The organism is Mesorhizobium sp. WSM4809, from assembly GCF_055811655.1.
This window is the reverse complement of the sequence record NZ_JBVVQW010000027.1, coordinates 14941-38560: the sequence shown is the minus strand read 5'-3', so window position 1 is coordinate 38560 and position 23620 is coordinate 14941. Positions and strand designations below refer to the sequence as shown.

Sequence of the window (23620 nt, the reverse complement as noted above, 5' to 3'; positions counted from 1 at the left end):
TCACGCCGTGAGACGAATGTTTTCGCCTTGCGACCTCACGGATTGGAAACTTGACGATCTCATTGCGCGAAGTGCAATCGACGCGAGATTTGCGATCGAATTCGATGCCGCGGCACCGTAAGCTGAAGGCCGAGTTGCCGGCAAGCCCGTGGGTTGTGCCGAGCCAGATCAGGTATATGTTTGCCGAACGGCTTGAGGACTTCGGTGTGGGAAATCACGGCAGCGTTGTTGAAGGATGGCAGGTATTAGCTGAGGACGAGGCGATAGAAGCCGCGACCGTCAGGCATGGTATGGACCCTACAACCTCGGCGGCCTATTGCGCCTTCGAAGCGTCTGGCAATGACAAAGGTCTCGAATACCGATTCTGGTTCAATCTGTTTCTGAAACTTTCAAAAAGGGATCACGTCGGGTGGGCATAGCCGCAAGCGAGCGAGGCATAATATCGCAAACGGCAATTGCACGAATGGCGATGACTAAGCGCAAATATCCGGGAGAGCTCGCCTCCGCGCAGCAGATCCATGAACTGGCGGAAGAGTATCGCAAAGCGGCAGCCCTGCTCGTTCCGCTTGGCCGATCAGGCAAGCCGCTTAGCCGAGCGCCGTTTAGACTGTCCGCCATCCACGCGATCGAACTTTATCTGACCGCGCTTTTGCTCCACCGAGGGCACGAACCCAATCAAATCCGCAAGATGCATCACGACTTGGCGGCTCGGGCGAAGCACACTGTCGAAGCAGGACTGCGTCTTCGCGCAAAAACCGCCAATCATCTTCAGTCCCTCAGCCAGAACCGGGAATATCTGATCATCCGCTACGGCCCGGAAATGGCCGCAACCGCCTCGCAGATCAACCGGCTCACCGCCACCCTCGAAGAGGTGGCGGTGAAGGTTACCCTTTTGATCGCGTCGTCCTCAAGAACGGATCCACAGCCAGCCGCGACCGTAGCTGGCAAGGCCTGACCCGATTACCGACTGCATGGTTCAGCGCTGCGGTTCGGCGGCATCCTTGTCGGCCTCATCCGACAAGCCAATGACATGGTGACCCAGGAATACATCGACTAATAGGCACCCGCGACCGAGCCCGATTGCTGGCCGGGGCAGCGCCGCATTAAACCGTTGGATGGCCAGCCCCCATCGATTCTGTTGTGACGTCTCTAGGCGCTCTCCAACCCCTCGCAGATACTGGCTGCCATGGCGTCAACTTTTGCTCGTAGCTATCTCGATTTCAATCGATTTGCCTCCACCTGTGCTTCGAGACCTGCATTCGGCTCTACGGCCACGAAGACAATTTATACCAATCCCTAGCCGCGGTTACTTTCGATAGATTGACAATCAACAGTATTTTCAATGTTGGCACATCGGAGCGCTATTTACATCTAATATCAAATATGCCTAAACAAATGGCAGGTGACGTCTCCGTCACCTGCCATCGTTTGGTTGTGAACTGCGGTCTGTGTGGTGCCGTAGGGCGCCTTCAGACCGCTAGTCCGAACCCTCAACAAGTCGGAATCTAGTGCCAGATGGGTCTATTGGCAACCACCTGGACATTCTTCCATGTCTAATGACGAGCTGTACAACCCCGGTGAAAAGGCTCCCACATCGGGGCAATACGAGATCACCGGGCCCCGCGGTGGTGGTACGGGCATTGAACGTACCGTGACCAAGGGCGAGCCTCTGCCCCCTCCCCTGGAGTCGGGTCAGATGTACCGGCTGACCGACCCTACGAAAACTAGGTAAGGTCTTGGGCGGCGGCTCCGGCCGTCGTCCTCCAGCGATCAAAGGGCATTCCATGCTTGAACATGAATATACCGTTCTCGGCGGGGTGAGCCGTGCGCGCATTGGGCATTATCTGGGCGTCATGTCCAGCATCGTTTCTGCAGGAGTAGTGTTTGTTTTCCTGTGGGCGGTCGATCTCGCCAAAACATTCGGCATCTCCCCCAACGTGCCGCCATCGGTGCTTTCCTTGCTAGGCGCTGGCACTGTTTTCATCGTTCTCTATTGGGTTCTTGATCGCTTTGCCTGGCGGTGGGGCCTGCTATCCAAGGTTCTCAAAGTTCCCAATCTTTCGGGCGATTGGGATCTTGCCATTTTTGCATATTGGCCGCGTGCACGACCGGGATCAAAATGAGGCTCATGGCGGCCTGAAGAAGGCTATCCGTCTATGTAAGAATGTCAAAAATGACGCCATAGAGGATGGTAAGACGGTCAATCTTCCGAGCTTCGACATAGCGGCAATCATGTACCATGCGGACCAGGCAGCCTTGCGTACAGGCGTGTTCTACGAGCTCGCTGTACTTGCCGAAACGCAGCGGTTTTTGGACAGATTGTGGCAGGACAAAACCTTTGCACGAACGTTATCCGTGCCAGATGGGTCGCGCCGTATTTTTGACAGCGAAAGCAAGTTCGGCGGGCTTCTTACGCTTTCGTTGGAGATGAATGAACTTGCGCGCCAAGTCGCGCGTGAGCAAAACCTCACCTTGCGGTATCAAGAGTCGATCCCATTGGAAGACAGCCGAAAAGCAATCTCAGGCGTCTTTGTCCCAGGCTAGAGAGAGTATAGCCGTTCCGCCAAGGGCGCTTCTTGGGTGGACGGGGAGCGCGAGGGGCGGGGCAGCGCCTCTCTCGCTTGGCCATGGCGCCGGGTCGATACCCTGAAGGACATTCCGGACGCAAAAAGCCTGTGGCATCGCCGCCCCGACCTTAGATGGCGGTCCGTACCTACTCGACGGCGATTGCCAAGCTTTTCGCCCCGAAACCTGAACGCGTCTTGCACGCCGAGAAGAAATCCCGCTGCGCTGCGAATGCCGGCAAAGTTTGGAAAGCGCGTTCTACAGCTTTCGCCCTGGCATCGTCATCCCGCATCAGTTCGTAGATGTCGGCTTTCGACAGGCGTGCGAGGAAGGCTCCCTCCGGCGTCCACAGAGGCGCATCTCCAGCCCCACCGATTGCGACGGCATTTGCAATGCGTTCTCGGCCGGTTCATGGGGGGCGACCGCGGCGTTGAGGTTCGCGGCAGTCACCATCGCCGCCCGCGGGCAGAGGAGTGGTCAGGCCGAGCATCCTCAAGCACTATGCCGACAGGCCGAGAACCGGCTGCCACAATACAGGTCCGTTCAAACGTCCCCTCCAGCGGACGCGCATGAGGCTGGCGTGGGAAACCTCGAGAGAACCGGCGACCGCCTCCGTGGTGCCGACCGCCTTCGGCTGCCCGATGCGGGCCAACGGCCACGTTGCGAGACGCAGGATCCGCTCCATGCGCGTATCCGTCACTGTCACAATCCGATCGAGTTCGTTGGCCAAGCCGAATTCGATCATGCCCGCGAAGAGCTCGTAGGTTGCTTGGGCTAGCCCGCCAGCCTTGGGTGTTGATGCAGGCAGATCCAGTGCGAAACGACTGCTCTCCCACACGCGGGTACTCGCTGGCGCTGCGGTCTCACCTAGCAGCATCGGAAAGGTGTCGCGCAACATTGTCGGCCCCGTTGTCGGCAAAAAACGGACGCAACCGCGAATGCGCCAGTCGGATCCTTTGAGAAGGAGATAGACGGGGTTGAGGCCGTCATATGCGTCTGTCTCCATTTCCTCTGCGGTCTGAACATCCCATTCCAGCCTTTCCTTGAAAACCCGATGCCTCAGTCCGTACATTTCCTTGAGCTCGCTTGAAAACTCGTCGTAGAGCTCAGGTGTAATTAGCTGCATCATTTGTCGCCTCCGTGCGAGATGTGTTTCCGTCATCGAAGAGCAAAGCCGACACTGATGCAGCCTGTAGACCTTTACAGGTATCCAAAGAAAGGAATCACGATCTCGACTGACGGGAAGCAGCCAGCCGTGCTACAGCCTGGTTGATGGTTCTCACACCAAGTTTTGCCTTGGCGTTTTCCAGATGGAAGGTCACGGTGCGTTTGGAAACGCTGAGAATCTGGCTGATATCCCAGGCCGACTTGCCGTCCGCCGCCCATTTCAAGCATTCGAATTCTCGGGGGGTCAGGACTACGCCATCCACCGCGCAGTCTTCGGCGAGCCTGCGCCGGGCATATATATGAAAGCTGATCGCCACCAGCTGCAATGCTTTTTCGTAACGTGTCAATGACCGCAAGAGAGGCGGACAGGACTGGTCGGAAGCGAAAGTCAGCGCAGCAAAGCGGCCGCGATGGTCGTGCATCGACATGGTCAATCCGCCACGAATGCCAAATCGAGCTGCTTCTTCCAGAACTCGTTGCTGTGAAGCCGCGAGATGTTGCCGAGGCCGATCCACACCCCAATCAAAGGTGTCCCAGCCTTGGAGCCCGCGCAGGATGACCGGATCATGGCTGTGGTAGCGCAATTGCATATAGCGAGATGTCCAGGAGGACGGATAATTTGAAATCAAGCGCGGCTTCTGGCAGGAGGCCGACGGGCAACTGAAATAGGCGAAGAGCGGAAAGTCGAATGCGGCCGCGGCAGAGGCCATTGCCTCACACAGATCGACAGCATCGACGCTTTCGGAGAGTTGCTCGAGGAAATCTTCAAACACGCGATGCATCTGCGCTTTGCATAACCTCCGTGCCGTTGCTCGATCGCAGGCGGAGACCTTTGGTTTAAATGCTTGGCGATCGAGAAAACGTGTGCGAGCTCGTCAGTTTGATCGCCGGCATTGCTCTGCTATTTTGGTTGATGAGGCTGTTTGTGTGGCGACTCAGCGCCGCGAGCGTCTAATTTGTTGCACCAATTGGTGACATTCCTATGTTGTCGATCAGCCGTATGTCGCCGAGCCATGCCGCGACGAGCAAGCGTGCTGGTCGGTCAAGGCTCGTCAGCGGTTGCAGATCCGCCTCGTCGCGAAGTTCCAGATATTCGACTTCGCGATAGCCTGCAGCCAGAATTGCAGCGCGCGCTTCGGCTAGAATGGGCAGGACAGGAGAGCCGCGCGCAAGCCGGTGCGCCACCCCGAGCAAGACCGCTACCAACTTTGGGGCAATGGCGCGCTGTGCTGGCGAGAGCCGAAGATTGCGCGAGGATAGTGCAAGACCATCGGCTTCGCGGACGGTCGGACAGGCCAGGACGGTGATTGGAATGTCCAGGTCCCGAACCACGCGCCTGACCAGCTGAAGCTGCTGAAAGTCCTTTTCGCCAAAACAGGCCAAGTCAGCGCCGGACTGCAGGAAGAGCTTGGCAACCACCGTCGCCACGCCATCGAAATGGCCCGGCCGGAAGCCGCCGCACAGGCCCTCGCTGATGCCGGACACCGAAACGGTCGTGGCGAAGCCTGGCGGATACATCTGCTGAGCATCCGGCACATAGAGCAAATGCGCGCCCAGCGGAGCGAGCTTTGCAGCATCTTCGTTTTCCGTACGAGGATAGGCAGCGAGGTCGGCAGCACTGTTGAATTGCTTGGGGTTGACGAACAGCGTCACCACGACCCGATCGGCCTTCTGAAGCGCCGCACGCACGAGACTCAGATGGCCTTCATGAAAGGCCCCCATGGTCGGCACAAGGGCGATACTGGCGCCTGAGCGACGCCATCGCGCGGCAACAGCGCGGAGCTCGGCAACGGTTCGAACGATCGGCGCGCTCATATGACGTCTCCGGTCTTCGGGTCGTTGGTGTAGAGATGTTCCGCCGCCGGAAAGCACCGTCTCCTCACGTCAGCGGCATAAGCTGCAATCGCTGCATCGGCCTGTTCGCCTAGTTCGGCGTAGCGCTTGACGAATTTCGGCCGGAAGGAGCTGAAAAGCCCGAGCATATCGTCGCTCACCAGAATCTGGCCGTCGCAGGCGAGTGAGGCGCCGATGCCTATGGGTGGGACGGCGATCTCCGCAGTGATGCGCTTTGCGAGGGGCTCGGGCACTTTCTCCAGCACCACGCAGAAGGCGCCGGCCTGCGTAACCGCACTGGCATCGCGCCTGATGCGCTCGGCATCGTCTCCCCGCCCCTGGACGCGGTAGCCACCGAAAGTATTGACCGCCTGCGGCGTTAGACCGACATGGGCCATGACAGGGACGCCGCGGGCGCCGAGGAAGCGAATGGTCTTGGCCATTTTCTCACCGCCTTCGAGCTTCACAGCTGCACAACCTGTCTGCGCCATTAGGCGCGCAGCGTTGCGGAAGGCCTGCTCGGGGCTCTCTTCATAGGAACCGAATGGCAGGTCTACAACCATTAACGACCGTACCAGACCGCGGCGCACCGCCTGACCGTGCATGATCATCATGTCGAGAGTGACGCCCAGGGTCGACGAGAGGCCGTGCAGTACCATGCCGACGCTGTCGCCAACGAGAACGATGTCGCAGTGGGGATCAACCAATCTGGCGATCGGCGTCGTATAGGCCGTCAGGCAGACGAGTGGAGTCTGGCCTTTCCGCATTCGAACATCCGGCGGTGTCATCGCCTTTGTCTCACCAGTTGCGCTCACCCGACGCATCCTTCCCTAGCGTTACCCGCCGCGGGTGTCGCGTTTGGCATATTTTTGTGCGAGTGCGAAGAGCTAAAAAAGACGTCCAGCTGTGCGGTGTTGACGTTCGTGCAGCAACGCTTAAATTCAATCGATTCAATCACCCTGCATTTGGGGCCGACTCATTATCGCGAACATGGACCATCAGGCAAAAGGAACCAAAAAAGGCCGAGCTGCGGTCAAGGCCGACGAAGCAAAAGTGGACCTGATCGCCGTTGTCGTCGCCGTAAACGACAGTGAACCCTGCCTTCTCACCATCGGGAATGCGGACACGCTTCCGTCCGGACCATATGCGCTAGAGCATCGATCGCTGCAATCCGGTCTGAGGGGCTGGGTGGAGCAACAGACCGGCCACCCGCTGGGGTACATCGAGCAGCTCTACACCTTCGCCGATCGGGACCGCATAGGGGCCGAGCGCCAGGAACGCGCCATCTCAATCAGCTATCTGGCACTCACTCGGAAGGACCAGGCAACGGGCTCCACCAACTGTGGGTGGCGGAGTTGGTACGAGTATTTTCCCTGGGAGGACCATCGCTCCGGCACGCCCGTGGTGCTCGAGATTTTACGACCACGTCTGATCGAGTGGGCTGACGGCGCCAGCGATGCGACCACGCGACGCGAACGCCGGCAGCGCGCCGCGATTGCCTTCGCTTTCGACGACCGCAATTGGAACGAGGAACTCACGCTCCAACGCTATGAGTTGCTCTATGAATCTGCCCTGATCGAAGAGGCTGGTGGCGGACGGGACGTCGCACCTGCGGCGGTATCTGGCAAGGCAATGATCGCCGACCATCGACGAATCCTGGCGACCGGCATTGCGCGGCTCCGTTCTAAGATCAAGTACCGGCCGGTGGTGTTCGAGCTCATGAGGCCATCGTTCACGCTGCTTCAGCTGCAGCGGACCGTGGAGGCGCTCGCCGGGAGGCTCATCAACAAGCCGAACTTCCGAAGACTTGTCGAGCAGCAAGAGCTGGTCGAGGAAACTGGCGAGACCTCCCTCGAGACGGGCGGGCGGCCGGCAAAGCTCTATCGGTTCCGCCATGCCGTTCTCGACGACAGGGCTGTGGCCGGGACAAAATTGCCGCTCGCGCGGGCTTGACATACTTATAGTCAAGGTAGACATATTCCCCTTATTGTCAGATCGAATATAATCGGAGGCGCTGATGACTGGGGCGTTACCTACGGCTGCGTCCCTGTACGAGCGCGTCCGGCGGGTGATCCCGCCGGTCGAATGGCCGGCCTTCACCAGCGACATTGAAGCCATCCTGGCGCTGAAGCGCGATCGCAATGCGGTCATCCTTGCGCACAATTACCAAACGCCGGAAATCTTCCACTGCGTGGCCGATATTGTCGGCGACAGCCTCGCACTGGCCCGCAAGGCGGCTACGGTCGAGGCGCAAATCATCGTGGTTGCCGGCGTGCATTTCATGGCCGAGACGGCCAAGCTGCTCAATCCGAACAAGATCGTCCTCCTCCCGGATCTCGGCGCCGGTTGCTCGCTGGCCGATTCGATCACGGCACAAGACGTGCGCCTGATGCGGCAGCGCTATCCGGGGGTCCCGGTTGTCACCTACGTCAACACTTCGGCGGCTGTAAAAGCGGAGTCGGACATCTGCTGCACCTCGGGCAACGCCATGGCGGTTGTGGAATCGCTCGGCGTGCCGCGTGTGATCATGGTGCCCGATGAGTATCTGGCGAAAAACGTGGCGGCGCAGACGGAGGTCGAGATCATCGCCTGGAAGGGCCACTGCGAAGTGCATGAGCGATTCACGTCGGCCGACATCCGGGAACTGCGCGACGCGCATCCAGGGGTCATCGTGCTCGCCCATCCCGAATGCCCGCCACAGATTGTGGCAGAGGCGGAATTCTCCGGCTCGACGGCGGCCATGTTGGAATATGTCGAGCGGGAGAAACCGCCGCGCGTCGTCCTGCTAACGGAATGTTCGATGAGCGACAATGTCGCGGTCGCGCATCCCGAGGTCGAGTTCATCCGCCCCTGCAATCTGTGTCCGCACATGAAGCGCATCACGCTGGCTAATATTCGCGTCGCACTCGAGGAGAACCGGCATGAGGTTCGGATCGATCCCGAGATTGCAGGGCGCGCGCGCCGCTCAGTCGAGCGTATGCTTTCCATATGAGCCTCGACGTTCATGACATCGGCGGTGCGCCGGTCATCATCGGCGCCGGTGTGGCAGGCCTGATGACGGCGCTTCATCTGGCGCCGGAACCGGTTGTGCTTCTGTCCAATGCGGGGCTGGGAACCGGCGCCAGCAGCGAACTCGCTCAAGGCGGTCTTGCGGCAAGTGTCGGCGGCGAGGACAGTCCCGAACTTCATCTTTGTGACACCCTCGCAGCCGGCGACGGCCTCTGCGACGTGACGACGGTGCGGCGAACGGTCCAAGCTGCACCCGAAGCGATCAGGACTCTAGAACGCTTCGGTGTGGCATTCGACCGACGCGCTGACGGCGCGTTGCGGCTCGGGCTTGAAGCGGCGCACTCGCAGCGGCGGATCGTGCATGCGGCGGGCGATGCCACGGGACGCGAGCTGGTCCGCGCGCTGATCGCCGCGGCACGGCGCACAGCCTCCATCACTATCCTGGAGAACGTGGAGGCCCGCCGGCTTATCGTGGAAGACGGTGCGATCATCGCCGTGGTCGCGGCCGGGTGCACGGGCGCAATCGCCTTGCCAACGCGCCGCGCGGTCCTGGCGACCGGCGGCATCGGCGGCTTGTTTACCGATACGACAAACCCGCCTGGCTCATGTGGACAGGGACTCGCCCTCGCCGCCTGTGCCGGGGCGGAGTTCGCAGACCTGGAATTCGTGCAGTTCCACCCGACCGCCCTCGAGGGTCCGCGGCGGCCGATGCCGCTGGTGAGCGAAGCGGTGCGTGGCGAGGGTGCTGTGCTCGTCGACGAGCAAGGAGAGCGTTTCCTCGCTGAAACCTCAGGGGGCGAGCTTGCGCCTCGCGACGTGGTTGCGCGCGCGGTTTGGCACCAGCTCGCTGTCGGGCGCCGTGTGTTCCTGGACGCAAGGCAATGTCTGGGCCTCAGATTTGACAAGCGCTTTCCGGCAATCGCCGATTTGTGCCGCCAGGCCGGCATCGATCCCGCGACCGACCTGATCCCGGTGCGTCCGGCGGCACATTATCACATGGGCGGTGTTGCTGTAGACGCTGCCGGCCGCAGCTCCGTCGAGGGATTGTGGGCATGTGGCGAGGTCGCATGCACCGGTCTGCACGGCGCGAACCGACTTGCAAGCAACTCGCTTATCGAAGCGGTGGTCACAGCGGCCTGGGTTGCTGAAAGCGTCGCCGACGTATCACACACCCGGCGACAGCGCGTGTGTTCCGCATTCGTGCCTCAACGGCCAGACGCCTCCGGCATCCGCCCAGTCGTCTCCGCCGCGCTCGGCATCATCCGCAATGGCGAGACGCTACGCGACGGCGTCGCGGCCCTGTTGCCGATTGCTGCTCACGACAGTGCCGCCTCCGACCCCGCCTTGGTCGCGCTGATGATCGCCATTGCGGCCCTGCGGCGCGAAGAGAGCCGCGGCTCGCACTGTCGTTCCGATTTCCCCGGACGCGATGCGCATGCGCGCCAGTCACGGCTGACACTGCGCAGCGCAATACAGACCGCCATCGGACTCAGCTGGCGGGCACCGATACGGAGCACCCTAACATGAATTCGTTCTCACCCCTCCCCTCAACCCTGATCGAGCCGATCGTGCGCGGTGCTCTGCTCGAAGACCTGGGCAGATGCGGCGATCTGACCAGCGACGCCGTGATCCCGCGTGATCGCACGGCCACGTTGGTGCTCAAATCGCGACAGACGGGGATCGTTGCCGGGCTCGATCTGGCCGCTTTCGCCTTCATGCTCGTCGAACCTGCGATCGATATGCAAATCTGGCGCGCTGACGGCAGCGATGTCGCGGGGGGCGAGACTATCGCCATGCTGTGCGGACCGGCGCGAGGCCTGCTCACGGCCGAGCGCACGGCGCTCAATTTTCTGTGCCGTCTGAGCGGCATTGCCACGGCCACGGCGGCGATGGTCGAAGCCGTGCGTGGCCACAAGGCGAGGATCGTGTGCACGCGAAAGACGACGCCCGGCCTGCGGGCTCTGGAGAAATATGCGGTACGCGTCGGCGGCGGCGCCAATCACCGCTTCGGGCTCGACGACGCCGTGCTGATCAAGGACAACCACATCGCGATCGCCGGCGACATTCGCACGGCAATAGAGCGGGCGCGCGCCGCCGCAGGGCACATGGTGAAGATCGAGGTCGAGGTCGACACTCTTGAGCAACTCGATACAGCGCTCACGCTGGGCGTCGACGCAGTGCTGCTCGACAATATGTCGCTTGAGGACCTTGCCCGCGCCGTGGCAATGGTCGGTGGCCGCGCCATCACCGAGGCTTCCGGCCGGGTGACACCGAAAATGGCTCCGGCGATTGCCGCGACAGGAGTTGACCTCATCTCGGTCGGATGGCTGACACACAGCGCGCCCATTCTCGACATTGGCCTGGACATGCCGTGTCGTGGGAACATCAGCACTCATTTGAACTAAGGGAAACACAATGAGGAGCAACGCGCTCGGGCTGCACGCGCAGACAAGAGGCTCGGAAAAGCAGGTTTCATGCGGCTCACCTTCAATACCCGGTATTCCGATATTGCGCTCACCGACCAGCCCATCGGACGGGGCTCGCCATTTGGACGGACTCGTGAGTGCGCTCGCTGGTCAACAATAGAGGTTTTTGACGATGAGGATGGGAATGAACGAGGAGTGCGACTCGAACTGTGCCACGCAGTCGATGGAGGCAGCACTGCCCCGATGGGACCGCAAAGAGGCCGAGGCTATATACGGCATGCCGTTCAACGATCTGCTCTTCCTGGCCCAGACCATCCATCGCCAGAACTTCGATCGCAACCGGGTGCAGCTGGCGCGGCTGCTCAGCATCAAGACCGGCGGATGCCCGGAGGATTGCGGCTATTGCAGCCAGTCTGCGCATCACGAAACCGGCCTGAAGGCATCGAAGCTGATGGAGGTCAAACATGTCATCGAGGAGGCGACCAAGGCACGAGATGCTGGCGCGACCCGCTATTGCATGGGCGCTGCCTGGCGCAGTCCGAAGGAGCGCGACATGGAGGCAGTGCTCGCCATGATCGAAGGCGTGAAGGCGCTTGGCATGGAGACCTGCATGACGCTCGGCATGCTCGAACTCAGCCAGGCGCAGCGCCTGAAGGCGGCCGGTCTCGACTACTACAACCACAACATCGACACGTCCGAGCGCTATTACGGCACGGTCGTTTCAACCAGGACCTTCGCCGACCGGCTGGAAACGCTTGGGCGCGTGCGCGAGGCTGGGATCAAGGTCTGCTGCGGCGGCATTGTCGGGATGGGAGAGGAAAAGGCCGATCGCATCGATATGCTGGTAACGCTGGCGAACCTGCCCGAGCCGCCGGAAAGCGTGCCGATCAACATGCTGATCCCCATCAAGGGGACGCCGCTTGCCGATGCCGAACCCATCGAGCCGATCGATTTCATCCGCACCATTGCGCTCGCCCGCATCATGATGCCGAAGTCGTATGTCAGGCTCTCCGCCGGCAGGACGGCGATGAGCGACGAGACCCAGGCGCTGTGCTTCTTTGCCGGGGCGAATTCCGTGTTTGTTGGCGACACGCTTCTGACGGCGGACAATCCCGGGGAGGACAAGGATACTCGTTTATTTAGACGTCTCGGCATCGAACCGATGCAATGCGAGGCGAAATGAACGAGCCACCGCTCGCCCGCTATGAAGCCACCTTGCTGGGGCTGGCCCGCAAGGACCGGCTGCGCACATTGGCGCCGCGGGTCGGGTTGGACTTCTCCTCCAATGACTATCTCGGGTTTGCCGCCTCGAAGAGACTTGGCGATGCAGTCGCGGCCGCAATCGAGCGGGGCACCCTGGTCGGCGCTACCGGATCGCGGCTTCTGCGCGGCAACGCGCCGGAGCATGAGGCATTGGAGGCAGATGCGGCGGCGTTCTTCGGGGCCGAACGGGCGCTGTTCTTCGGCAGCGGCTATGTCGCCAACTTCGCCCTGCTGAGCACCCTTGTGAAAAAAGGCGACCTGCTGATCCTGGATGAACTGGCGCACGCCAGCATGCATGAAGGGGCGCGGGCTGGACGCGCCGCGTTCAGGCTGGTGACGCACAATGACATTGATGCTTTTGAGGACGCGATCCGGTGCTGGCGCGCCGAAGGCGGCATCGGGCGCATCTGGATCGGGGTCGAGAGCCTTTACAGCATGGATGGCGACCGGGCGCCGATCGAGAGCCTGGTCGAGCTTGCCGATCGGCACGAGGCATTCATACTGGTCGACGAGGCACATGCCACCGGGGTCTGGGGATCGGCGGGCCGCGGGCTGGCCCAGGCGTTCGAGGGCCGCGACAACATCATGGCCCTTCATACATGCGGCAAGGCGCTGGGTGCATCCGGCGCGCTCGTCACCGGGCCGGGAGTACTGTGCGACTATATCGTCAATCGCTGCCGGCCGTTTATCTACGCCACCGCGCCATCGCCGCTCATGGCAGCGGCGGCGCGCGAAGCGCTCGCAATGCTGGTCGACGAGCCGATGCGCCGTATTCGGTTGCACGAGCACGTTGCCTTTGCAGGCCGGCAACTGGCCGAGCGTTGCGGAGCCAAGCCCAGCGGTTCGCAAATTCAGCCATTTTCCATTGGGGAGGTGACGCGCACAATGGCGATCGCGGCGGCTCTGCAGGCCCGCGGCTTCGACATACGCGGCATTCGTCCGCCGACCGTGCCGGAGGGTACCTCGCGGCTGCGCATTTCGCTGACGCTCAATGTCGGCAAAGCTGACATTTCGGCCATGGTCGAGACGCTTGCCGAAGTGTTGGCCACGGCATGAGCAAGCGCATCGTGGTCACCGGAACAGATACGGGAATTGGCAAAACGGTTTTTGCCGCGGGGCTCGCAGGCCTGCTTGACGGCTTCTACTGGAAGCCGGTGCAATCGGGTCTCGATGAGGAGACCGACAGTGAGGTGGTCGAACGGCTCGCTGGCCTGCCATCAGGGCGCGTGCTGCCGGAGGCCCACCGCTTGAGGAGCCCGCTGTCGCCGCACCGTTCTGCCGAAATCGACGGTGTCTCGATCGAGGCTGCCGATCTTGCTTTTCCAGTCTTGCCCACACCGCTCGTCATCGAAGGTGCTGGCGGACTGATGGTGCCGATCAACCGACAGACAAGATTCATCGACATCTTCGCTGAATGGCGGCTGCCGGTGATCCTGTGCGCCCGCACCGAGCTCGGCACGATCAACCACACTCTGCTGTCCATCGAAGCCCTGCGGGTTCGCTCCATCCCGCTGATCGGCGTTGCCTTTGTCGGTGAAGAGGCGGCCGATACGCAAAGGACAATCACCGAATTGGGCGCGGTGCGTCAGCTCGGCAGATTGCCACTCCTGGCTCCGCTCACGCGCGAAACTCTGCGAAAGGCGATGATTGCCGGCTTCGACCTCGCTCAGATTGCCGAAGGCGAGTGATGTCGGGGTCGCGCGTGTGGCATCCATTCACCCAGCATGCGATCGAGCCGCCCATGCCGGCCGTTATCCGCACCGAAGGCGCTTGGCTACAGACGAATGACGGAAGGCGTATCCTCGATGCAATCTCCTCCTGGTGGGTGGTCACTCACGGCCACCGCCATCCACGGATCATGGAAGCGATCCGGATTGCGACCGAGATGCTTGACCAGGTGATCTTCGCCGGCCTCACCCATCAGCCGGCAGAGCAATTGGCCTCCGCGCTGATCGAAATGGTACCGCCGGGCCTCGACTGGGTCTTTTACTCCGACAGCGGCTCTACCTGCGTTGAAGTCGCGCTGAAGATGGCGCTCGGCTATTTCCGCAACATCGGCGCGCCGCGCTCGCGCATCGTCGCGATGGAACACGGCTATCATGGCGACACGATTGGCACGATGAGCGTCGGCGCCCGGGGCGTGTTCAATGCCTGCTACGAACCGCTTTTGTTCGAGGTCGACATCATTCCTTTTCCGACCGCGGGGCGCGAGCAGGAAACGCTTGATCGTTTCGAGGTCCTGTCTCGTGACCGCGGCGCCGCCGCGCTGATCATCGAACCGCTCGTGCTTGGCGCCGGCGGCATGCTGATGTATCCGGCCTGGGTTCTGACCGAATTGAAGAGGATCGCTGAGGCTTCCGGCACGCTCTTGATCGCCGACGAGGTGATGACCGGCTGGGGACGCACTGGAACCATGTTCGCCTGCGAGCAGGCGTCGATCTCTCCGGATATGCTGTGCACCTCGAAGGGCTTGACCGGCGGCTCCGTCCCGCTGGCAGCCACGCTCGCCAGCGATGCCATCTTCCAGGCTCACTATTCCGAAGACCGCAGGAAGACCTTTTTCCACTCGAGCTCCTACACCGCCAATCCGATTGCCTGTGCGGCGGCACTTGCCAATGTCGAGATCTGGCGTGACGAGCCGGTGGCCGAGCGGATCGCCGCCTTGAGCACGAAGCAGGCGGCCGGGCTTCACCGCTTCCGGGACAATCCATATTTCGCCGACAGCCGGGCGACCGGCACGATCGGCGCCCTCGATCTGCGCACCGGCTCAGCCGGTTATCTTGCCGAGATCGGGCCGAAGCTGCGCGCTTTTTTCCTCGAGCGCGGCCTGCTCGTGCGCCCGCTCGGCAATGTCCTTTATCTTCTGCCGCCCTATTGCATCACCGGAGACGAGCTGGACGGGCTCCATGACGCCATCGAGGAGGCCGGCGAACGCTTCGGCTCGCGGTCATGAGCCGGTCGTCGCGCATACTGGGCTTCGGTCATCATGCGCCGGCGCGCAAGGTCGAGAATGCGGAAATCGAAGATGGTCTCGGGCTCGAACCCGGCTGGATCGAGCGGCGCACCGGAATCCGCTCGCGCTTCTGGGCAACGGGCGAAGATACATTATCGGGCCTTGCCGCGCGGGCCGGCGACATGGCGCTGGCAAATGCCGGGGTCGACCGTGACGATATCGGCCTGCTGTTGCTCGCGACGTCTACGCCCGACCACCTTCTGCCGCCCAGTGCACCGCTGGTCGCACATCGGCTCGGACTGGGTCACGCCGGTGCTGTTGACCTGACAGGCGCCTGCGCCGGCTTCATCTATGCCCTGATGTTCGCGGACGGATACACCCGCCTGCATGGCAAAGCGAGCCTGGTCATTGCCGCCAACATCCTCAGCCGCCGCATCAATCCAGCCGAGCGCGCAAGCGCGGTGCTGTTTGCCGATGCCGCCGGCGCCGTGGTGGTTGTCCCGTGCGAAGAGCCGGATCGAGGCATCCTCGGCGCCGCGCTGGCCTCGGACGGCTCGCGCCACGGACTGATAAAGATTCCCGCCGGCGGAAGCAACACACCGTTCCACGACGGGCTGGAGCTCGAGCAGACCTGGATGACGATCGCCGACGGCCGCGAAGTGTTCGCCAAGGCCGTGGAGATGATGTCACGCTGCTCGCAGGATGCCCTCTCTGCTGCCCGTATGGGATCGCAAGACATCGACCGGTTCGTGCCACACCAGGCCAATGCGCGGATTTTCGATGCGGTCGGCAGGGTTCTCGGAATAGATGATGAAGCGATCGTCAAGACGATCGCCGACTACGGCAACTCTTCCGCCGCGACCATCCCGCTCTCGCTCTCGCTTTCGCATCGGGCACAGCCGTTTCGGCCCGGTGAAAAGATTCTTCTTGCGGCAGCCGGTGCCGGTCTCAGCGGAGGCGCCCTCATCATAGGAATTTAGCCGCACGGCGGTCATGCACAGGGAGTGGCCAGGGATGACACGAGCAAACGGGTCTGCCAAAAAACGGTCGCCGGCAAGCTTCACGGGCGCTGGCGCGGTGACGCGAGAGCGATCAAAGTTGCAGGCGATTCTGTCGATCAGCACAATCGGCAATGTTATCTTGCCGCAAGGGTTGTCGGCGCCAGCCTGGGAGAGTGGAGCCGACAGAGCTCATGCACAGCCTCGACGGGTCATCCTGGTCGATAGGTCGGCCCTTCCGGTGCATAGATCAACATTGTAGCGGCAGCAGTGCAGCCGAGAATTTGAATAAGCGGCCCTCTAAGGCATCATCATGCAGTCCGAAAACAATACCCATCTGCCTGCCTCAACAACGCTCGCTCCCTTTCGAAATCCGGTGTTTCGCTCGATCTGGACGGCCACACAAATATCCAGCCTCGGCTGGCTCGTGCAAACGGTCGCCATCAGCTGGCTGATGGCCACGATTTCCGCTTCGGATCTGATGGTTGCACTCGTTCAGGCTGCATCCACCTTGCCGGTATTTCTCCTTTCGATCCTGGCAGGAGCCATTGCCGACAACTTCAGCCGCCGATGGGTGATGTTTGCGGGACACTGCCTGATAGCCTTGGCGTCAACGACGCTGATGATTTCTGTGGGTCTCGGATTTGCCGGCCCCTGGCTAATTCTCGGATTGGGTTTCCTGGCCGGCTGCGGCTTTGCCTTGAATGATCCGGCCTGGCACGCTTCTGTTGGCGATATCCTGCACAAAAGGGATATCCCGGCCGCGGTCACCCTCATGTCCGTCGGATACAACATTGTGCGCAGCCTCGGTCCGGCTTTGGGGGGCGTGGTCTTGGCGTTCTTTGGACCGCTGGCCGCTTTCGCCTTGGCAGCCTTAAGTGATCTGGCGCCGCTAACCGCAATATGGCGCACTCGATGGGATGTTCGCACTTCCCCTCTCCCTCGTGAACGAATGACGATGGCAATTCATGACGGAGTGCGCTTCACGGTGATGTCCCTGGAGATCAGGGCAGCAATTGCTCGTGCGACCCTTTTCGGCCTGGCAAGCATCTCCATCCTTGCATTGCTGCCTCTGCTTGTCCGGGACCAGCTGAAAAGCGGACCCATCATCTACGGCATCTTGCTGGCCGGCTTCGGCATGGGTGCTTTCATCGCGGGCATGAGCAATAGCTATCTGAGGCGGATCACGTCTCAAAACAGGCTGGTTTCCTTCGCCTCCGTCGCTTGTGCAGTATGTTGCCTTTCTCTTGCACTCACATCGTCGGTTCCCGTGGCGGCCGTTTCGCTGGCACTTGGCGGCGCGGGTTGGCTCATCACCTGGACTGGCATCGACGTGTCGGTGCAGCTGGCAAGCCCCAGATGGGTGGTCGGCCGCACATTGTCGATCTACTACGCGTTGAGCGCAGGTGGGATGGCGGCTGGCAGCTGGATCTGGGGTACTGTCGCACAAAACTACTCCTTAGGCTGGGCCTTGGAGGGCGCCGCAGGCGCTCTTTTGCTGGTTGCAGCTGCGGGGATACTGTTTCCGGTCGGTCCATGGGAGGAAACAGATCAGGAAAGTTCGGATTTTCGGCCGCCTGAGCTGGCACTCGACTTAAAGCCCAGAAGTGGCCCCATAGTGGTGAAAGTGGAGTATCGTATATCCGAAGAGAATATCGAGACCTTTCTGGGCTACATGCGCGCAAGGCGGCATGTTCAGAGCCGTGCTGGTGCGCGTAACTGGACACTGCAGCGAAATCTTCAAACGCCTTCGATCTGGACAGAGACATTCCGCACGCCAACCTGGATGGATTTTCTTCGCCTGAATCATCGGCTCACGGCAGCGGATAAGGAAATCGGTGATCATCTCCTGTTACTGCATGATGGGGAGCGTCCGCCTCACACAGTGCTTTCCATCGAACGCACGACTGAGGCAGCTCGTACCCGTTCCGCGACACTCTTTTCTCGCCCTCCCAGGTGACGTGCTCCAAGAGTGATCGCATCGGGCATTGGATTTGCGGGGCCAGTCGAGTTCGAGGAGCGCGAAAGCCGCAGGCAATACACGAGGTATGCGGCCGGCGCTCTCTCAAGAATTGCCCCGCGTGTGGGGCCAGGGAACTGCGCTCTCTGGGCGATCCGCAAGGCGGCAGAAGCGCATTGGTCTTGAGGGCTGGTGGTCGCCGGCTTTCGCCCTTCGGCGGGCGGTTCAGCCAGTTGTGCAGCCCGGATAGCGGGCAAGAGGGTCCCGCTCGCTGCATGGCAGCCAGAAACGGGGCTGTCGAGACCAAGCGTTTTGAATTGCACCTGGCGAAGCGCACGCATGGCCCTCGAGCTTTCGGCGCTCGCCCGCAAAAAATGCAGCCTGACTGTGATGATGATGGCGGAACGACTGGGCATCGCAAAGAGCACCTATTTGAAGATCGAAAAAGGAGACCCCACGGTGGCTATGGGTGCTTACGGCAGCAAGCGACGTGCCATTCCGACGAGCCGGCTTCGCGATAATTTAAATTGGCCGCTGCTGCTCGTGGCGCTCTCTTGTCGGCGCAGGCTGAGCACGAGAATCAGAGTTTGGGACAAATTCGTATGTTTGGAATCTGACACTTTCGCCCGATGCCGACAGCCTTTGCCAATACCGACGCATTCCGGCTTCGGGCTTATCATGTCCCCAACACCGACACCTGCCTGCGCATCGGCGGCTACGTCCAATATGACGTCGGCATCGGTGGTGTCCCTTCGCATGAGGGGGCAAGAACATCCAGTGCGAGAACCGGGGAGGCTCAGGGCAGTTGGCGAAACAACACGCCTTTCACGTTCAAGACTTGGACGAGCCAGGAAACCGAAATGGACCACTGAAGACCTATACTGAAAGCCGCCTGAACTTCGGCAACCGCAACCCTTATCCGGGTCCGGACAGTGCTCAGAACCAAGCCTTCAACGGTGGCGCCAAGTTGGCTTCCGCCTGGATCCAGCTTGGTGGTCTCCGAGTCGGGAAGGACGAATCGGCCTTCGACACATTTATCGGATACGCCGGGAACATCCTCAATAACGCACTTGTTCCGTATGGCGAATTCGATCAGTACTACATGGATACCGTCAATGGGTTTTCGGCTGTGGTTTCACTTGAACAAGGGGCGAGTGAGGTCGGTTCTCTCGACAGCCATGTTCCCCACGTCGTCCTAGGCGTGAGACAGAGGCCGGGGAACTGCGCTCTCTGGGCGATCCGCAAGGCGGCAGAAGCGCATTGGTCTTGAGGGCTGGTGGTCGCCGGCTTTCGCCCTTCGGCGGGCGGTTCAGCCAGTTGTGCAGCCCGGATAGCGGGCAAGAGGGTCCCGCTCGCTGCATGGCAGCCAGAAACGGGGCTGTCGAGACCAAGCGTTTTGAATTGCACCTGGCGAAGCGCACGCATGGCCCTCGAGCTTTCGGCGCCGGAGACGGCGGGTGAAGGGCGGCCCCGGGACGAGAACGCGTTCAGTGTCATTGCTGCGCAATTTGGGCGGCTTGCCTTTCGCGATGTTCGAACGCGTCGGTGAGCTATCGAGTTCTTGGTGGGTCATCCCAAGCGCCCGCCCCTCCTCTCGCCATGTGGCGACCACCCTCTCGAGTCTGCGAGCTTTTGGGCAAACGTTCGGCGTCGAGGAGCAGGCCTTGTTCGTTCCGCTGGGCGTCGACGATCTTAGTCAGAGCCTCTTCAAAGCCCAGAACAAAAAAGGTCATGGCGTAAGCACCCATAGCCACCGTGGGGTCTCCTTTTTCGATCTTCAATTAGGTGCTCTTTGCGATGCCCAGTCGTTCCGCCATCATCATCACAGTCAGGCTGCATTTTTTTGCGGGCGAGCGCAATGTCGGGTCCAGACTCTGGGAGGCAATGTGTCGGTCACTGTCGAGCGCATCTAAGCCGGAATGCGTCGGTATTGGCAAAGGCTGTCGGCATCGGGCGAAAGTGTCAGATTCCAAACATACGAATTTGTCCCAAACTCTGATTCTCGTGCTCAGCCTGCGCCGACAAGAGAGCGCCACGAGCAGCAGCGGCCAATTTAAATTATCGCGAAGCCGGCTCGTCGGAATGGCACGTCGCTTGCTGCTCCGCATGGAACGCACCCTGCTAGCCCACTAACAGCGGAGATGATTATGGCGATTGATTCACAAGGGCTGCCCCTCCCGTGTGCCCGAAGAGTTTGGCCGAACAGCCGTGTGGAAGCGGGGCGGTAGGCGTTGTGACGTCTATTTAAGCCGGACGCTGGTCGATCCTCACCTTCGTCGGCAGAAGGCAACCCAGCACAGCGTTTCTTCCGTGTGTCGCACCATCGTCGAAGCAGTACGTCCTCGCGCCAGACAAGACGTCGATTTCCTTATGCCAATATCAGACGGCAACTCACCCTATTCAGCGGGTATTCCGCATTCCTCAGATCGCAATGAAGAACGCGATCCCCTTTTGAATGGAGATACAGAATGAACGTAAGCAGCCTTCTTCTCGGCTCGGTTGCGGCCCTGATCTCCGTTTCGGTGGCTCGCGCGGCGGACGAAATCTCCGCGTCGGACCGGACCGAATACGTCCAGATCTGCGACGTCTACGGTCCGGGCTACTTCCATGTCCCCAACACCGACACCTGCCTGCGCATCGGCGGCTACATTCGATACGACGTCGGCATCGGCGATGTCCGTTCGCATGAGGGGGCAAGAACATCCAGTGCGAGAACCGGGGAGGCTCAGGGCACCTGGCGAAACAACACGCGTTTCACGTTCAAGACTTGGACGCGCCAGGAAATCGAAATCGGACCACTGAAGACCTATACTGAAAGCCGCCTGAACTTCGGCAACCGCAACCCTTATCCGGGTCCGGACAGTGCTCAGAACCAAGGTGGCGCCAAGTTGGCTTCCGCCTGGATCCAGCTTGGTGGTCTCCGAGTCGGGAAGGACGAATCGGCCTTCGATACATTTATCGGATACACCGGGAACGTCCTCAATAACGCACTTGTTCCGTATGGCGACTTCGATACCAACGTGGCTCAGTACTACTTGGATTTCGCCAATGGCTTTTCAGCTCTGGTTTCACTTGAACAAGGGGCGGGTGAGGTCGGTTCTCTCGACAGCCATGTTCCCCACGTCGTCCTAGGCGTGAGACAGACGCAGGCCGGGGGCGCAATCACCGGCGTCATCGCTCGTGACAGCAATTACGACGCTTTGGCCGGCAAGGTCCGCATCGACGTCAATGTCACAGATGACCTGTCGCTATTCGGTATGTTCGGCTACGGCTCCGTTGGCAATCTCAACGACGACCCAACCAAGGCAGTAGCCGCTCATGGTCGCGGCTTCTACAAGAATTGGAGCGGCGACTGGGCTTTGTGGATGGGTGCCACTTACACGCTCGACGAGAAAACGTCGTTGAACCTCCAGCTCTCTGGTGATCAGCTCAGGAACTCCGGACTGGCTGCAAACGTCGCATATATGGCCATTCCAGGTTTCACAGTCACAGCCGAAGTCGACTATGCCCACTACGCCAATCTCACTGCCGTCGGCCGTTCCGGCATGAATCCGACACACGGCAAAGCGGACAGCCTCGGCGGCGTACTGCGATTCCAAAGCTCGTTCTAGCGCAACGAATCTGAATGTCGGGGGTCCGAGTGGTGACCTCGGTGTCCGGCCTTGCGATGTTCAAGACGTCGTCCCGGAAGATCATGCCCGGAATTCCTTGCTGGACTTCATAGCCTGCTCAGCGAGGCTCCCACCGAGCGCTCAGTAATGCCACTCAACAGCTGGTCCGGAACATCTTTCGGCCCATATGAATCCCGGTTGTGCTACCCCCATTACGATGAGCTGCTCGATATCTCGAGCTTCGCCGGCACGGCAAGAACGGTAGACACCTGGACGTTCCCTCCAGGCACTCGTCAAGTTTCCTCAGTGGTTCAGGATCAGCTTTCGGCGGGCGTCTTTGCAACATCAGTACAGTTCACCAAGAACCTGAGTTGCCCATGAACATGGCCGACCACGCAGCGGACAGCCCAGAGGGGCGCAAGCCTCGGGGTCCTGATGTCGCATTCGCCGAGATATGGCGGACACTCCGATGTCAACCGGTGTCCTCAGCAGCACCGCAAACTGGCATCAATGCATCCATGTCGTGGATGTTCTTATCGAAGCAATCGATTTTTCTGGCTGTCCAATGATGAATATGAAGCGTCACTTGGCGTGATGGGCGCCATCGGAGTCGTTGCATGGAATCGCTTGCCCAGTGCGGCCAGGGTGCCGAGGCGATCTTCGGTGGGGGCGACCATCTGATCTGCGACGCAAGGGCAATCGGCCGTCGTGGAGACAATGGCTTCGGCCAAGTAGCTGGGACCATCTGCCGGGTGAAAATCACTGCACGCCGTATGTGTGGCGAGCACGGCCGCGGGACTGTCCTATGTCGGTCAACCCGAAGCAGCGATGGCGGCGGACCGAACTGTTCGGCTGCAAATTGCGACGACGTCGCCCACAGCCTCGACCGCAGTTTCTCGGCCAGCGCTAAATTGACGTGTTGAGAGGAGCCAAGCCAATATGCACCGTCGTAATCTGATCAAGGGGTTCATTGCGCTGGGTGCGTGTCCTATTTGCGCTGAAGCCGCGCGGGCGGCCAGCACCGAATGGGGATATGCAGGCCCGGTCGGACCCGAACAATGGGGGCAGCTGGACAAGACGAATTTGGTCTGCTCGGCGGGCATGCAGCAATCGCCGGTCGATATCAAGGGCGCGGTCAAAGCGGATATACCCCACATCGCCATAGGCTGGCACAGGGGTGGCGGCAGGATGATTAACAACGGCCACACCATTCAAACGAACCTGCCGCAAGGCAGCACGCTCACTCGGGGGGATCGTGTCTATGAGCTGCTACAGTTCCACTTCCATGCGCCAAGCGAGCACCACGTCGCAGGCAAGACTTTCCCGATGGAAGCGCATTTTGTCCATAAGGACCGCAACAGCGATACTCTGGGTGTGCTGGGCGTGTTTCTGACGCCAGGCGCGACAAATGCCAGTTTTGCCAGGCTTGCTGCAGCATTTCCAGCAACGTCGGGCGAAGAGGCAGCGGTCGACAATGTCGACCCGAACGGGCTTCTGCCGGCTTCGCTTGGCTACTGGACATATGAAGGATCCTTGACATCACCACCATGCACGGAAAACGTCGACTGGATGGTGGCGACGGAACCGGTTGAGGTCGACCCAGCAGACATGGAGCGATTTACCTCGCTATATCCCCGGAACGCGCGCCCTATCCGTTCACCCAATCGGCGCTTCATCCTGGGCCTCAGCTGAGGGTCCCTGAAGCCGCGAAGGGGCAAAGCACCGCCTGCGCGTTGTATTCATCTGCTTCCAAGATCGCAACGATGTGCTCCGCATCGCGGGGGTCCTTTGGACGCTCATTCCCGTTCTGGAAGCGGCCCAAAACCAAGTTTGGC

The 23620-nt window shown here is 60.7% G+C and carries 21 protein-coding genes and 1 pseudogene; 18 read left to right on the top strand and 4 right to left on the bottom strand.

Annotated elements, in window-relative coordinates; genetic code table 11:
- Positions 1–50 precede the first annotated feature (50 nt).
- From AC0L24_RS32080 to AC0L24_RS32065, 4 genes are all read left to right on the top strand, one after another.
- A complete protein-coding gene (locus AC0L24_RS32080) occupies positions 51–419 on the top strand; it encodes a hypothetical protein (protein ID WP_473564871.1) in 369 nt (122 codons plus the stop codon).
- On the top strand, positions 410–955 hold the full coding sequence (locus AC0L24_RS32075; protein WP_473564870.1) for a hypothetical protein: 546 nt from the start codon (positions 410–412) through the stop codon (positions 953–955). Before AC0L24_RS32080 ends, AC0L24_RS32075 begins: the two co-directional genes overlap by 10 nt.
- An 829-nt stretch (positions 956–1784) precedes the next feature.
- Positions 1785–2123 (top strand): Cap15 family CBASS effector, encoded by a 339-nt coding sequence (locus AC0L24_RS32070; protein WP_473564869.1) that lies wholly within the window; start codon positions 1785–1787, stop codon positions 2121–2123.
- Positions 2077–2544, top strand: a complete 468-nt coding sequence (locus AC0L24_RS32065; RefSeq protein ID WP_473564868.1) for a nucleotidyltransferase-like protein — start codon at positions 2077–2079, stop codon at positions 2542–2544. The genes AC0L24_RS32070 and AC0L24_RS32065 overlap by 47 nt, the downstream gene beginning before the upstream one ends.
- 520 nt (positions 2545–3064) lie before the next feature.
- On the opposite strand, the gene AC0L24_RS32060 is transcribed toward AC0L24_RS32065, so the two are convergent.
- From AC0L24_RS32060 to panB, 4 genes are all read right to left on the bottom strand, one after another.
- Positions 3065–3694 carry an acyl-homoserine-lactone synthase gene (locus AC0L24_RS32060; RefSeq protein ID WP_027163116.1) on the bottom strand — a complete coding sequence of 210 codons (630 nt, stop codon included), beginning with the start codon at positions 3692–3694 and terminating at the stop codon, positions 3065–3067.
- A 94-nt stretch (positions 3695–3788) separates the two neighbouring features.
- The gene (locus AC0L24_RS32055; protein ID WP_063171420.1) at positions 3789–4514 is read right to left on the bottom strand and encodes a LuxR family transcriptional regulator; all 726 of its coding nucleotides are present in this window, start codon (positions 4512–4514) and stop codon (positions 3789–3791) included.
- A gap of 169 nt (positions 4515–4683) precedes the next feature.
- Positions 4684–5547 carry a pantoate--beta-alanine ligase gene (gene panC / locus AC0L24_RS32050; RefSeq protein ID WP_473564867.1) on the bottom strand — a complete coding sequence of 288 codons (864 nt, stop codon included), beginning with the start codon at positions 5545–5547 and terminating at the stop codon, positions 4684–4686.
- Positions 5544–6380 carry a 3-methyl-2-oxobutanoate hydroxymethyltransferase gene (gene panB, locus AC0L24_RS32045; protein WP_473564888.1) on the bottom strand — a complete coding sequence of 279 codons (837 nt, stop codon included), beginning with the start codon at positions 6378–6380 and terminating at the stop codon, positions 5544–5546. Before panB ends, panC begins: the two co-directional genes overlap by 4 nt.
- Positions 6381–6555: 175 nt before the next feature.
- Here panB and AC0L24_RS32040 point away from each other — a divergent pair, with 175 nt between their 5' ends.
- From AC0L24_RS32040 to AC0L24_RS31975, 14 genes and pseudogenes are all read left to right on the top strand, one after another.
- The gene (locus tag AC0L24_RS32040) at positions 6556–7518 is read left to right on the top strand and encodes an NUDIX hydrolase (RefSeq protein WP_473564866.1); all 963 of its coding nucleotides are present in this window, start codon (positions 6556–6558) and stop codon (positions 7516–7518) included.
- 64 nt (positions 7519–7582) lie between these two features.
- Positions 7583–8557, top strand: coding sequence for a quinolinate synthase NadA (gene nadA / locus AC0L24_RS32035; RefSeq protein ID WP_473564865.1), 975 nt, complete (start codon positions 7583–7585; stop codon positions 8555–8557).
- Positions 8554–10101 carry an L-aspartate oxidase gene (locus AC0L24_RS32030; protein ID WP_473564864.1) on the top strand — a complete coding sequence of 516 codons (1548 nt, stop codon included), beginning with the start codon at positions 8554–8556 and terminating at the stop codon, positions 10099–10101. Before nadA ends, AC0L24_RS32030 begins: the two co-directional genes overlap by 4 nt.
- Positions 10098–10979: a carboxylating nicotinate-nucleotide diphosphorylase gene (gene nadC / locus AC0L24_RS32025; RefSeq protein WP_473564863.1), complete on the top strand. Its 882-nt coding sequence runs from the start codon at positions 10098–10100 to the stop codon at positions 10977–10979. Before AC0L24_RS32030 ends, nadC begins: the two co-directional genes overlap by 4 nt.
- Before the next feature lie 244 nt (positions 10980–11223).
- On the top strand, positions 11224–12183 hold the full coding sequence (gene bioB, locus AC0L24_RS32020; RefSeq protein WP_473564887.1) for a biotin synthase BioB: 960 nt from the start codon (positions 11224–11226) through the stop codon (positions 12181–12183).
- Positions 12180–13319, top strand: a complete 1140-nt coding sequence (locus AC0L24_RS32015; RefSeq protein ID WP_473564862.1) for an 8-amino-7-oxononanoate synthase — start codon at positions 12180–12182, stop codon at positions 13317–13319. The genes bioB and AC0L24_RS32015 overlap by 4 nt, the downstream gene beginning before the upstream one ends.
- Positions 13316–13951: a dethiobiotin synthase gene (gene bioD / locus AC0L24_RS32010; protein ID WP_473564861.1), complete on the top strand. Its 636-nt coding sequence runs from the start codon at positions 13316–13318 to the stop codon at positions 13949–13951. Before AC0L24_RS32015 ends, bioD begins: the two co-directional genes overlap by 4 nt.
- On the top strand, positions 13951–15216 hold the full coding sequence (locus AC0L24_RS32005; protein ID WP_473564860.1) for an adenosylmethionine--8-amino-7-oxononanoate transaminase: 1266 nt from the start codon (positions 13951–13953) through the stop codon (positions 15214–15216). The genes bioD and AC0L24_RS32005 overlap by 1 nt, the downstream gene beginning before the upstream one ends.
- The gene (locus AC0L24_RS32000; RefSeq protein WP_473564859.1) at positions 15213–16196 is read left to right on the top strand and encodes a beta-ketoacyl-ACP synthase III; all 984 of its coding nucleotides are present in this window, start codon (positions 15213–15215) and stop codon (positions 16194–16196) included. The genes AC0L24_RS32005 and AC0L24_RS32000 overlap by 4 nt, the downstream gene beginning before the upstream one ends.
- A gap of 331 nt (positions 16197–16527) precedes the next feature.
- Positions 16528–18174, top strand: a complete 1647-nt coding sequence (locus tag AC0L24_RS31995; protein ID WP_473564858.1) for an MFS transporter — start codon at positions 16528–16530, stop codon at positions 18172–18174.
- A 629-nt stretch (positions 18175–18803) separates the two neighbouring features.
- Positions 18804–19444: pseudogene (locus tag AC0L24_RS31990) on the top strand (porin).
- Positions 19445–19664: 220 nt separating this feature from the next.
- Positions 19665–20087 carry a hypothetical protein gene (locus AC0L24_RS31985; RefSeq protein ID WP_473564857.1) on the top strand — a complete coding sequence of 141 codons (423 nt, stop codon included), beginning with the start codon at positions 19665–19667 and terminating at the stop codon, positions 20085–20087.
- Positions 20088–20642: 555 nt separating this feature from the next.
- Positions 20643–21785: a porin gene (locus AC0L24_RS31980; protein WP_473564856.1), complete on the top strand. Its 1143-nt coding sequence runs from the start codon at positions 20643–20645 to the stop codon at positions 21783–21785.
- A gap of 939 nt (positions 21786–22724) precedes the next feature.
- A complete protein-coding gene (locus AC0L24_RS31975; RefSeq protein ID WP_473564855.1) occupies positions 22725–23477 on the top strand; it encodes a carbonic anhydrase in 753 nt (250 codons plus the stop codon).
- Positions 23478–23620: the final 143 nt, after the last annotated feature.

Coding starts and splice junctions, on each gene's coding strand:
- panC (WP_473564867.1), bottom strand. CDS start 5,547: ATGAGCGCGCCGATCGTTCGAACCGTTGCCGAGCTCCGCGCTGTTGCC.
- AC0L24_RS32015 (WP_473564862.1), top strand. CDS start 12,180: ATGAACGAGCCACCGCTCGCCCGCTATGAAGCCACCTTGCTGGGGCTG.
- AC0L24_RS32055 (WP_063171420.1), bottom strand. CDS start 4,514: ATGCATCGCGTGTTTGAAGATTTCCTCGAGCAACTCTCCGAAAGCGTC.
- AC0L24_RS31975 (WP_473564855.1), top strand. CDS start 22,725: ATGCACCGTCGTAATCTGATCAAGGGGTTCATTGCGCTGGGTGCGTGT.
- AC0L24_RS32040 (WP_473564866.1), top strand. CDS start 6,556: ATGGACCATCAGGCAAAAGGAACCAAAAAAGGCCGAGCTGCGGTCAAG.
- bioB (WP_473564887.1), top strand. CDS start 11,224: ATGGAGGCAGCACTGCCCCGATGGGACCGCAAAGAGGCCGAGGCTATA.
- AC0L24_RS31980 (WP_473564856.1), top strand. CDS start 20,643: ATGAACGTAAGCAGCCTTCTTCTCGGCTCGGTTGCGGCCCTGATCTCC.
- AC0L24_RS32070 (WP_473564869.1), top strand. CDS start 1,785: ATGCTTGAACATGAATATACCGTTCTCGGCGGGGTGAGCCGTGCGCGC.
- AC0L24_RS32005 (WP_473564860.1), top strand. CDS start 13,951: ATGTCGGGGTCGCGCGTGTGGCATCCATTCACCCAGCATGCGATCGAG.
- AC0L24_RS32000 (WP_473564859.1), top strand. CDS start 15,213: ATGAGCCGGTCGTCGCGCATACTGGGCTTCGGTCATCATGCGCCGGCG.
- bioD (WP_473564861.1), top strand. CDS start 13,316: ATGAGCAAGCGCATCGTGGTCACCGGAACAGATACGGGAATTGGCAAA.
- AC0L24_RS32030 (WP_473564864.1), top strand. CDS start 8,554: ATGAGCCTCGACGTTCATGACATCGGCGGTGCGCCGGTCATCATCGGC.
- AC0L24_RS31995 (WP_473564858.1), top strand. CDS start 16,528: ATGCAGTCCGAAAACAATACCCATCTGCCTGCCTCAACAACGCTCGCT.
- nadC (WP_473564863.1), top strand. CDS start 10,098: ATGAATTCGTTCTCACCCCTCCCCTCAACCCTGATCGAGCCGATCGTG.
- AC0L24_RS32060 (WP_027163116.1), bottom strand. CDS start 3,694: ATGATGCAGCTAATTACACCTGAGCTCTACGACGAGTTTTCAAGCGAG.
- nadA (WP_473564865.1), top strand. CDS start 7,583: ATGACTGGGGCGTTACCTACGGCTGCGTCCCTGTACGAGCGCGTCCGG.